The organism is Paenibacillus planticolens (assembly GCF_013141725.1).
Classification (GTDB): Bacteria; Bacillota; Bacilli; order Paenibacillales; family NBRC-103111; genus Paenibacillus_E; species Paenibacillus_E planticolens.
On sequence record NZ_WHNZ01000026.1, the window covers coordinates 67535 to 79633 of the forward strand.

The 12099-nt window shown below is 46.0% G+C and carries 7 protein-coding genes; all 7 read left to right on the plus strand.

What is annotated here, in order from left to right; genetic code table 11:
- Position 1 precedes the first annotated feature (1 nt).
- The 7 genes from GC097_RS13655 (at position 2) to GC097_RS13685 (ending at position 12080) form a co-directional block, all read left to right on the plus strand.
- Positions 2–868 (plus strand): carbohydrate ABC transporter permease, encoded by an 867-nt coding sequence (locus tag GC097_RS13655; protein ID WP_246294216.1) that lies wholly within the window; start codon positions 2–4, stop codon positions 866–868.
- Positions 869–954: 86 nt separating this feature from the next.
- The gene (locus GC097_RS13660) at positions 955–2322 is read left to right on the plus strand and encodes an ABC transporter substrate-binding protein (RefSeq protein WP_171683850.1); all 1368 of its coding nucleotides are present in this window, start codon (positions 955–957) and stop codon (positions 2320–2322) included.
- 73 nt (positions 2323–2395) lie between these two features.
- Positions 2396–4159, plus strand: a complete 1764-nt coding sequence (locus tag GC097_RS34960; RefSeq protein WP_171683851.1) for a sensor histidine kinase — start codon at positions 2396–2398, stop codon at positions 4157–4159.
- A 20-nt stretch (positions 4160–4179) separates the two neighbouring features.
- Positions 4180–5781 (plus strand): response regulator, encoded by a 1602-nt coding sequence (locus GC097_RS13670; RefSeq protein WP_171683852.1) that lies wholly within the window; start codon positions 4180–4182, stop codon positions 5779–5781.
- Positions 5782–5906: 125 nt separating this feature from the next.
- Positions 5907–6188: a chorismate mutase gene (locus GC097_RS13675; RefSeq protein WP_171683853.1), complete on the plus strand. Its 282-nt coding sequence runs from the start codon at positions 5907–5909 to the stop codon at positions 6186–6188.
- An 887-nt stretch (positions 6189–7075) separates the two neighbouring features.
- On the plus strand, positions 7076–11317 hold the full coding sequence (locus GC097_RS13680) for a PA14 domain-containing protein (protein ID WP_171683854.1): 4242 nt from the start codon (positions 7076–7078) through the stop codon (positions 11315–11317).
- A gap of 172 nt (positions 11318–11489) precedes the next feature.
- Positions 11490–12080, plus strand: a complete 591-nt coding sequence (locus GC097_RS13685; protein ID WP_171683855.1) for a TlpA family protein disulfide reductase — start codon at positions 11490–11492, stop codon at positions 12078–12080.
- The last annotated feature ends 19 nt before the right edge of the window (positions 12081–12099 follow it).

The following is a 12099-nucleotide window of genomic DNA, read 5'->3' on the forward strand; positions in this document are numbered from 1 at the left end:
CATGATAAACACGCAAACGATGAAGCCTAAGCCAATTCTTCCGAGGATCGTGGAAAAAGCATTTATGTTGTATATTCCGATGCTGCTGGCGATGGTATTCACATTATTCCCGTTGTTTTGGGCGCTCGTCACCGCGTTCAAAAGAGAGGCCGACATTACCAAGCTTCCTATCAAATACCTGCCAATGCCTGCAACGTTCAAAAACTTTCTGATTGCATGGAATAACGTTGGCTTCTCCAAGTATTTCTTCAACAGTTTAATCGTAGCACTATTGACCGTCCTCATCGTGCTGGTTTGCTCTATTCTTGTAGGCTACGCGATCAGCCGGTTTAAGTTCAAAGGCAAGAAGCTTTTCATGCTGCTACTGTTATGTACCCAGTTTATTCCGGGGGCAATGCTTCTTATCCCGATGTTCGAGATTTTCAGAACGCTGCACCTCACGAGCAATTTAATGGCATTGGTCATTATCAACAGTACGTTCCAGCTTCCATTCAACGCGATACTCATGAGCGGCTTTATCAGCAATATTCCTGAGCAGCTTGAAGAAGCGGCGATGGTCGATGGATGCAGCCGATTGAAATCTGTCTTCCTGGTTATTTTTCCAATCCTTGTGCCGGGTATTGTGGCAACCATGGTATACACCTTCATCGGATCGTGGAACGAATTCTTATTTGCCCTTATGTTGATTAGCAAAAAGGCGCTGTTCACACTACCGGTTGGACTTCGCTATATGCAGGGTGAATTTGACATTCAATATGGCGCTTTGGCTGCGGGAAGCGTAATTGCTTTGCTGCCGGCGGCAATCTTGTTCGCTTACGTACAGAAGTTTTTGGTGCAAGGGATTAGTGCAGGCGCTGTAAAAGGCTAATGGATTTTGAACTAATTCACTCTTCGAGGCTATTTTCGAAAGGGGATTTAGGATATATTAAATATAAGATTAAAGGAGATGTTCACATGTACACAAAGGGGCTTAAGATGTTATTGGTAGTAGGATCGGCTTTATCGTTGACACTATCAGGGTGCAGCAGCGGTGGAAGTTCCACGACGACGGAGACGACTGCGCCGAAACCAACAACCGCACCTACAGCACAAGCAACCAATCCGGCAGAGAAAGTGAAGCTTACTTTTTGGGATGAGAATCCTGGACCGAACCGGACTCCTTTTTACGAAGAGTTAATTAAGCGTTTTCAAGCGAAGAACCCGAACATCCAAGTCGAGTATGTAGGGATTCCGGCAAGCGGGGCCAAACAAAAGTACGATGTTTCCATCGCGGCTAATGACACCCCGGATGTAGCGGGTATCAACATGGTATGGTTATCGGATTTCGTGGCCAAAGGCGCCGTTCAAGAGCTTGATCCGTACTTTAAGGATTGGAGCGAGAAAGATAAAATTGCTGCAAATATCGTAGAGTTCGATCGAGGTTTGTCAGCGGACAAAAAGCTGTACTATCTGCCGCATACGATGTTTCTGGATATCCTTTGGTATCGAACGGATTGGGTGAAGGACGCTGGATTGAAAGCGCCTACAACGTGGGGGGACTTCTTCACCAACATTGACAAGCTGACCGATATTAAAAACAACCGTTACGGATTCAGCATTCGAGGCGGGGCCGGTAGTATCAATCAGCTCACATCGATGATTTATGCCTACTCCGGCATTTCGGAATACTTTACACCGGATGGCAAAGCTACCGTTAGAGATCCGAAAATTACGGAATTTTTAAACAAGTATGTCGCTCTTTATAAGAAGAATACGCCTGTAAGCGACGTGACGAACAGCAATAAAGAGATGAACGCAACGTTTGACACGGGAACTTCAGCTATGATTCAACATAACTTCGGTTCTTACAACGACCACGTAACGAATCTGGGTAACGATAAATTCGCAGGTGTTATTCCGCCAAAAGCGGATAACGGCAAAAGAGTTGTCGTTCCCGTTGCCAACGGCTTAGTGATGTTCAAAAACTCTAAGCATCCTCAGGAGGCATGGAAATTCTTAAGTTTCTTAATGAGTGCGGACAGTCAAACGTATTGGAATCAAAATATCGGTCAAATGCCTACCAACACAGACTCATTGAATAGCGATTACGTGAAAACTACGCAGCATATTCAACAAGGCGCAGAAGTGCTCGCCGATAAAGATACGATTGCTTTAAAGCTGCCGACTCATTTGCCGGACTACACGAAAATTACGACACAGCAGCTGGAGCCTGATTTCCAAAGAGTGCTGACCGGAAAAATGACCGTAGCCGATTTCGTGAACGGCTGGGCGACTTCGATGGAAAAAGCAAAAGCAGATTATGAAGCTGCAATGAAAAAATAAGAGATCAGTATCCTTTTTTAGGGTGAGCGATGATTCGCTCTCCCTGAATGCTGTTCGTTAGGGGAGAATTTCTGTGCCAGTATTTCGTTCATTAAAGTCAACGATCATTTGGTTATTCATCCCAATCACTATTGTGTTTGTACTGGTTACAGGAACGATCTCGTTTATGCTCGCTTCGCAGCAATTAAAAGAAAACGCATTCACCAATTTGAACGATACGATCGCTCAAACGAAAAGTTTATTAAGCGACAAATTAACCGCATTTATTGCTGAACTGATTGGTTTAGAAAATAAATCCGAATGGATCTCAATTATGAACAAGACAGATGATCCGGGCGTGCCCTTGGAGCCGGAGGATTACATCTTTATGAATAAAGCGTTGGACTCCTATTTTGAACGTTATCCTATGCTGGACTCCGTATTATTTTATTACAACGAAGGACGAGTATCGCAGTATAAACAAAATAATTCCTTAATTTCAACCGTTAATATTTCCTTGGATGATTATAGCAGTAAATTGGAGAGCGAGCGTCTCTCCGTTATTAAATGGCTCAATATTCATGATGAGAATCAGCTGGCTGCCCCCCAGGTCATCAGCGTATACCGGATGTTCGGCAAAGATAAATCGCGTACGAAGGGCATTTTCATGATGAATTTGAAAAATCGCTTTTTCAGCGATTTATTGAACAACGCTAAGATCAGCACCAATGGTTATTTGTGCATCGTAAGCAATGACGGGGTTATGAGCTTTAAAAACGTAGAAGACAGATACGAGATTGACGAAGTAAGACTACAAGAAGATTTGATGAATGTAGACGAACCGTCCGGGAAAATCAATATAACGAACAAACACGGCGAAAAAATGCTTATCGTTTACGATACGTTAAGTCTCAATAAGTGGAAGGTTGCAGCTATCGTACCGGAACGGGAGCTTTATAACAAAGTGAACTCCATCGGACTGGTGATCATCATGGTGATGCTGCTCGCTATTGTTGCTGCTGCCTTGCTTTCCAATATTATCGCGCATATTATTACCAAACCTTTGATTAAATTGACGCATACCGTGAATCGCATTGAAGACGGGAATCTGCCTATCTTGTATAAAGCGGTCCCTTCCAATGAAATCGGCGTACTGAGCAGAGGCATACAGGATATGATGCTGCGAATCAAAAATTTGTTAACGGAAATCAAGGAAGAACAAGAAAAAAAGAGGTCGGCGGAGCTGGCCGTGCTGCAGTCACAGATTAAGCCGCATTTTCTGTACAATACCCTATTTTCGATCAAACAACTGTGTGAAATGGAAGAACATAAGGATGCTGCCGAAATGGTGGCGGCGTTATCTAACTTTTATCGAATCAGCATTAATAAAGGGAACGAGATTATTCCGATCTCCCTGGAAATTGAACATATTCGTAATTATTTGTACATTCAGCAGATGCGGTATGGCGAAGATTTTATATATGAAATCGATATTGAACCGGACATTATGAATTGCAATATTGTCAAACTTACTCTGCAGCCTCTCGTAGAAAATGCGATCTATCATGGCATGAAGTTAAAACGCGGACAAGGATTAATTCGCATTTGGGGCGAAGCAGCCAATCATGAGGTGCGGCTCTATGTCGAGGATAACGGCAAGGGGATGTCGGAGGAAGAGGTAAAAGCCATCAATCAAAGCTTAAGGGAAGAGGCGGATAGCGGGAGTATCCCGGGCTTTGGCATTGGCAATATAAACAAGCGGCTTCAGCTTAACTATGGGGCAAGCTTTGGTCTTGTTTACGAGAACAGGCAGAGTGGCGGCGTCACCGTCATGATTAGAATCCCATTTTACGAATAAAAGTGCGGGGGGGCTTAGGAATGAAAGTTATCATAGTAGATGACGATAGTATTATTCGAAAAGGGTTATCGCGTACAATCCCATGGGAACAGAACGGGTTTACACTTGTCGGTTTAGCGAGAGACGGCGAAGAAGCGCTGAGTCTGATTGCGGATGTGAAGCCTGATCTCCTGTTAACGGACATTCGAATGCCCTTTATGGACGGTTTCCAGTTGACGGAAGCGGTGAAAGAGAAATACCCGGATATGAAAATTATTATGCTGACCAGCTTTGACGAGTTTGAGCTTGCTCATAAAGCATTGAAGTTAAAAGTGTTTGATTATTTATTAAAGCCGGTCGATACGCCGACGCTTTTGGATACGGCCAAAAGGGCGAAGGTCGAGCTTGAATATGAGAATGAAATGAAGCGGAAAGTTTTGGAAGGCATGCCGCTGTTGAGGCAAAGGTTTTTGGGGAAAATGATCAAAGAGAATTTACCGGAGGACGAAATCCGTTCCCATAGCGAATTTCTCAATGTTAAGCTGCCAAGATCCAAATATGTTGTTATTTTATTAACCGCTGACGATTACAGCTATCCCGATTACCAGAACCGTTTTGGCAAAGAAATGCTGAAATACTGCATCTTGAACGTGGCAGAGGAAACGATGCTAAGCGATTATGAGGGGATTGTATTTGAATCGGAAAACGATGAGATTGTTATCATTTACAATGCAGACGGCGAGCAGGATCATATTGAACAGCGGGCGTTGCAAATTGCCGAGACGATTCGAGTCAACGTAGAGAAATTTCTGAAAACGACGGTGACCGTTGGCATTGGCTTTATTTATGACAAACCCGGAGACGTTTCCAGATCATATCGCGATGCGAAGGCGGCTATTGAATTCCGTCATATGATCGGAACGAACAGGGTGTTGACCGTTTGGGACACCGGCCTTCCTCCTACAAGCTCGACGGAAATCATTTTAAACGAGTTAGAGAACGAATTTGTCATGAAAGTAAAATTGGGACTGGAAAAAGAAGCCCATGCCATACTGGATGATATCGAACAGAGGCTGCTCCAAATCAAATTCGTCTCCTTAGCCCAGGTTCGCTTAATCGGCATTGAGATCAGCCTTCTTTTGTTCAAAGAGTTGGAAGAAATTGCGAATCGAAATGCGAAAATGAAGGAAAGTCTCGAGAGTGTTTATTCGTATTATAGTGAATTGGAACGTTTCCAAACGATTCAGGATATTTTTGCTTCTATTCGCCAAATAACATCGCGCTTCCTGGACATTGCGAACCGGCAGCGCGAGATTCAAACTCAGAGCATGGTGCATAAGGCAATTGCTTATATTGAGAGCCATTATGCTACGGAGGGGCTATCGCTTCAAGAAGTCGCCCGTCACGTTCATATCAGTCCGACTTATTTAAGCATCCTTTTCAAAAAGGAGAAGTCGATTACTTTCAGCGATTTTCTTCTGCAAACCCGGATGAAATCAGCCATTGAATTGCTTCGCATGAGTGGTTTAAAGTCCTATGAGGTAGCGGAGAAAGTCGGATACAGCAATCCGCAATATTTCAGCCAATGCTTCAAGAAATTTACCGGATATTCGCCTACGGATTATAAAAATAACGAGCACTAAGGGACTACCCATCCACTTCTTCCTCTTTAAGCGTTGAATGTTCACCCATTTTAATCTAAAATAAAACGGAGAATCCCGCATGTAAGATGGGAAAAACGAACGGATTGAGCTGGGAGGAACATGGGATGACTAAACTGGAAGAACTTAGAACTAACATTGACGAAGTTGATCGGCAAATCATTGCTTTATTAGCACAGAGATTCAAATATACAGAAGAAGTTGGAATCTACAAAGCGAACAATCACTTGCAAGCACAAGATGCCAGCCGTGAGAATCAACAGTTTCAGAAGATTGCTCAACTTTCAGAGCAGAATGGTTTGAACCCGGAATATGCCTCAGACATATACCGATGTTTGATTGATATCGTCATTTCTCGCCATAAAGAGTTGCTTGCGGCGAAATGTTAATTGAATGAAAAAAGGAGCTAAGCGGCTTGTACGTGCTTGGCTCCTTTTTTGTTGCTGCGCTTCCCCCTTCTTGCAGGGACGGCGATTCTCGCTGAAAGGGGAACTACAGGGCGCTATTTTGCTGGAAACAGCCCCTTAGGCAGGGGGAAGGGAACTAGGGTCCGCTATTTCACCATTCTGAGCAGATCGTTACCACATTGAGGTGAAATAAGACCCTGTAGTTCCCCTCGGGCGTCCGATATACCGCTTTTCGCCGAAATAAGGGAACAGAGTTCCGCTTAATCGGGCGGGTCTCAAGTTGAGCCGGTACCAAGCATGCGAAGGTGAAATGTTTCCGGAAAAAGAGAAGTCGAAGGCAGCACAAAGTAGAACAAAAAGGGAATGGATATGGGATGGAGAAGCGGTCGGAATCCTATACCCAATTCCCTCCCCACGCTCCAACGTACGAGTTTAGACAAGTAGCTATCTGGGTTTCCGCAGCTGCAAAGATCGTGTCGGCTGGGCGCTAACGGACAGAGCAGGCTTTAATCGAAGGAAAACAGCCATGAATGAATGTTAACGGACCCCAGAGCAGTTATTCACGAAATCTGTGCGTATTTAGGTGGTTGCTTGGTCTACTAACGACTCCGGAGTCCGTTATTGATGAGCATAAGCCCAATTATCGAAGATAACGACAATGAGGTCCGTTATCGCCCAAGCGGCGATGTCAATTTATAATCTTTTGACAAAATAACGTACAAAAAAGCGGATTAACTTAAATACTTCCTACACCGAATGATACATAATGTATCTGTATTCTTCCAATGAAAGGAGTTCATGCACAAAAAGAGAGAGGCTCAGCAGCGCTCTCCCCCCATTCAACATTATGATCAGGAGGCTGGAAAAGAATGAAGTTAAAGAAGACGTTAAGTAAGCTGCTCATCGCCGCTTATGCATTCGGCACGATCTCAACGGCTCCGTTGATGACCTTGCATGCGCAAGCAGCGGAATCGCCAAACGAGCCTGTTGTTCACGGCTTAAAAGGAGAGTACTATACGAATCTGGGCTCTCCGCAGTTTAACTTTGGTACGTTAAAGGCAACTGTTCTTGATCCGAATCTGGATTTCGGCAATTTGGAGCCGGCATTCGGTATTTTAACAGGACAGCAGGATAATGTGAATGTCCGTTGGAGCGGGTTCATTGAGCCCGAATTTTCCGAAGATTACACGTTCTCCATTATTGGGGATAACGGTTTCCGTCTCTGGATCGACAATAAACTTATTATTGATCACTGGGTGGACGATTGGGACAAGGAGCAGGTGGCGGCGCCGATCTCACTGGTTGCGGGACAAAAATATGCAATCAAGGTCGAATATTTCGAGCATACAGGCGGATCAAACATTCATATGCGTTGGTCAAGTCCATCTGTACCCAAATCAGCCGTACCGACAGCAGCATTGACCCCGCCAAGCGGCTTCTCCTACGGAGGCAAGGTTTCTGCGGATGGCGCGACAGCGGAAGTGAAGCTGGATAAAGCCGTGCAGCAGCTGCCTGAAGGATTTGTAAATCATTTCAATGTCAACGTGATGGGCAGCAATTGGCCAATCGCTTCGGCAGCGCTCAAACAAGGGGATAACAGCACCATCGTGGTTACTTTTCAATATCCGGTGTATTCGAAGGACGTTTGGTTAGTTAAGGCAACTTATGACGGAAAGGGCGGTCTGCAAGATCAGGATGGAAAAGCCGTCCAAGCTTTCGATAAAATGCTGATAAACGATTCTACCTATCAGATCATGACGCCATGGGCAAGCCAATTGGATAAAGAGCATGTGCTGCCTGAATATCCGAGACCGCAGCTTGTTCGCGACAAATGGCAAAATTTGAACGGGGAATGGGAGTTCCAATCTGCTAAAGCCGGGGATGCGCTGCCAACCGGGCAAAAACTGAAGGAGAAAATCGTTGTTCCTTTTGCGGCGGAGTCTGTGCTTTCGGGCATTAAACGCGTTGAGAATCTCATGTGGTATAAGCGATCATTTACGGTTCCGAGCGATTGGAACGGGCAGCGCGTCATGTTGAATTTCGGCGCCTCCGATTATTTGACAACGGTGTACGTCAATGGCGTGAAGGTCGGCGAGCACAAAGGCGGTTACACATCGTTCAGCTTCGATGTTACCGATCAATTAAAAGCAGGCGATAATGAACTGATCGTTCATGTATTGGATAACACGGATAATGGCGAAGATCAAGCCGTCGGCAAGCAAACCGTGAAAAAGCTGGGCGGTATTTGGTATACGTCTGTCTCCGGTATTTGGCAAACGGTTTGGATGGAGCCTGTCGCTCCGGCGCATATTGAAAAGCTGGATATGACGCCTGATCTTACGAATCAAACGTTAAAATTAACCGTTCCTGCGGGAGCTGCTAACAATCTTACAGTTGAAGCTGTTGCTTTGAAAGACGGCCAAGAGGTAGGAAGAATCAGCGGGCAAGCCGGTACGGAACTGAAAGTCCCCGTTCCGAATCCAAGACTTTGGACACCGGATGATCCCTTCTTGTACGATTTGCAAGTTCGTTTGAAAAATGGGAATCAAGTTGTTGATCAAGTGGACAGCTATTTTGGCATGAGGGAGATCAAACTTGGGAAAGTAGACGGCATTACAAGACCGCTCTTGAACGGCAAATTCGTGTTCCAGATGGGGCCGCTCGATCAAGGCTTTTACCCGGATGGGATTTACACAGCTCCGACCGAGGATGCCTTGAAATTTGATATTCAAGCCGTGAAACGTGTCGGTATGAATACAATCCGTAAACATATTAAAGTGGAGCCTGCTCGCTGGTACTACTGGGCCGATAAGCTGGGCGTTCTCGTATGGCAGGATATGCCGAGCTTGGAGGATCGTCAGGGCAACCATGGCTCGGATATTACACAAGCTGCCAAAACGCAGTGGCTTAAGGAATATAAAGAAATGGTCGATCAACTCCGCAGCGTACCATCCATCATTGAATGGACGGTCTTTAATGAAGGCTGGGGCGAGTTCGATTGGGGCGGACAGCAAACCAAGGACGCGACCAATTACGTGAAAAGTCTAGATCCGACACGTCTAATCAACAACGCCAGCGGTTGGCAGGATTCCGGCGCAGGCGACTTGGTCGACATGCATGCCTATCCAGCTCCGAACTCACCGAAGCCTACGGATACGCGTGCTGCTGTTCTCGGCGAATACGGAGGCCTTGGCCTGCACACGCCTGGACATGAATGGAGTCCGCTCGTGTTCTCGTATCAAGAAATGAAAAGTAAAAAAGAAATTACGGACAAATACATCGACTATATTAATCAATTGAAAAATCTCAAAGCAAACCCTGGTTTGAGCGCAGCTATTTATACGCAAATTACCGATGTCGAGTATGAAATTAACGGTTTGCTTTCATATGACCGCAAGGTTGAGAAGCTTGACTTCGATCGCATTGCCAATGCACACCGTGAATTGATCGGCACCGTGAATGCTGACGATCTGTCCGGCGGCATCCAAGTGGCAGAGCAGCTTTACAGCAAGCTGGTCGTAGGCGATAAGCCGGGCCAATATAAGCAAAATGTGGTGGAGCACTTCCAAGGCGTCATTCAAGCCGCTAAGCAGGTGCTTGCGGACAGCCAATCAACGGCGAACGATTACCAGCAATCGCTGAGCAAACTAACGGCTGAAAAGGAAACCGTCTTCGCCGGGGTGAACGATCCGCTTCCTAAGGGTTCCACGGTAGATAATTTCGACAGCACCACGCTAAACAGCAACTGGAGCATTTATCGTCAAAATAATGCGAACTGGAGCCTTGTGACCAATCCCGGTAAACTGACGATTCAAACGCTAACCGGCGACAGCTTCGGGACTTCAAATGCGATTAAGAATGTGTTTTTGCAAAATGCGCCGAGCGGCGATTTCGTCATCACGACAAAAGTGACCGCCGAGGTAAGGAAGAACTTCCAGCAGGCCGGACTGTTCGTCTGGCAGGACGAAGATAACTACGTGAGGTTCGGACATGTTTGGGATACAGATGGCTCAACAGGAAAATCCTTAGAAACAGCGTATGAGAAAAGCGCGGTCTACACCAAAGCCGGCCATATGGCGACACATCCCGGTTTCGATACGTCCTACCTGCAAATTCGTAAAGTTGGCAACGTTTACACGACCTATTATTGGGACGGTTCCAGCTGGAAGCAAGGTGCAGATCCGGTTACGGTACAATTAACGAATCCGAAGGTCGGGCTCTATGCGATCTCCACGTCCGATGGCACATCGATCCCGGCACAATTCGATTACTTCTCCGTCGGCCCGATTGTCAATGATCCGACGTCGTCGCTAACCGGACCGGCAACGGTTTCAAGCGGGCAATCTTTTGATTCGACATTTGGCTTGAGCAGTATCACACAAAATGTGTATGCCCAAGATTTGAGCGTTACGTATGATGCGAATAAGCTTGAATTCGTTTCTGCGGAAAGCTTAAAAGATGGCTTGATCATCGTCGATAAAAAAGCAGGGCCAGGCAGCGTTCGCTTCATTTTGGCGAATGTAAAGGGCGCAAGCGTAAATGGCGATTTATTGAAGCTTCATTGGAAAGCAAAGGCTACGGGTGAGGATGTAACGACAACGGTCAAGCTCACCAATCTCGTTCTGGCCAGCGGAGAAGGCACAGAAACAGAAGTGGACGGAGCCACTCAAAGCATCCGCATTCTTGCAGCTGTGGATAAAACCGTGTTGAATACACGCATCGCTGAAGCTCAGAGCAAGCACGATGCTGCTACAGAAGGCACGGCTATCGGCCAGTATCCTGTTGGTTCCAAAGCAGCGCTGCAAGCGGCTATCGACAAAGCAAGCCTTGTCGCTAACGATGCGAGTGCGACCAATGCTCAGGTTGTTCAGGCAATTGCTGATCTGAATGTAGCGCTGCAAAGATTTAACCAATCGGTTATTACTCCGAATCCTGGGGACACGAATGGCGACGGTAAATACTCTATCGGTGACTTGGCGATTGTTGCAGCCGCCTATGGCAAAACATCCGCAGACCCAGATTGGGAGAAGTACAAAATCGCAGATTTGAACAATGATGGTCGTGTAGACATCGTCGATTTGGCAACTTTGGCTCAATTGATTTTGCAGTAAACAAGTTCGCCTCCCCACGGGTTGTTTCGTGGGGGGCGGCTTTTTTTGCGATGTGAGGGTGCACAGACCTGAATGTTTGTCAGAATCGCGCAAACTTTAGCCTAATAGCGTAAAGACGCACTTTTTTCAGGCAGATATAATCAGAGTAAACATCGTTCAGGGAGAGGTTCATATGAAAAAGATGATCAGTGTGCTAGTCGGCATTCTTTTGCTAAGCTGCCTGCCTTTGTACCTGCATGTCGCACACAAGAATACGGAGCCCAGTCCCGGCGAAGGACAGAAGTTGGATGTTCATAAGCTGGAGAGCATTGTCAATCTGGCTAGCTCGGGGGATAGGCCGGGAGCCAATGATGTGAAAGCGCCTTCTTTTACCTTGAAGTCATTGGATGGCTCGTATTATACGATCGGTGGCAAGAGAGAGAAACCGGTTGTGATCCATTTTTGGGCGAGTTGGTGTGAAGCTTGTTCGGTTGAAGTCGTCCAATTGAGAAAGCTGTATGCGCAGTATAAGAATCAGGTTGATTTCCTTGGCATTAATGTAAGTACCGAAGAAAAACCGGAAAACATCGAAAAGTTTGTCAAGCAGAACAATCTCACGTATCCGATCCTGCTCGATGAACATAAACATGCCGCTGATCTGTATGAGCTCCACGCGCTGCCTACTGTTTTTTTAATCGATAAGAATGGCTTTGTGGTGGACACGTTTCATATGGTCGATCCGCTTGAACTGAACGAGAAGATTGGCCGTCTTGCAGGGCCGTGAGCGATTTCTACATTCTTAG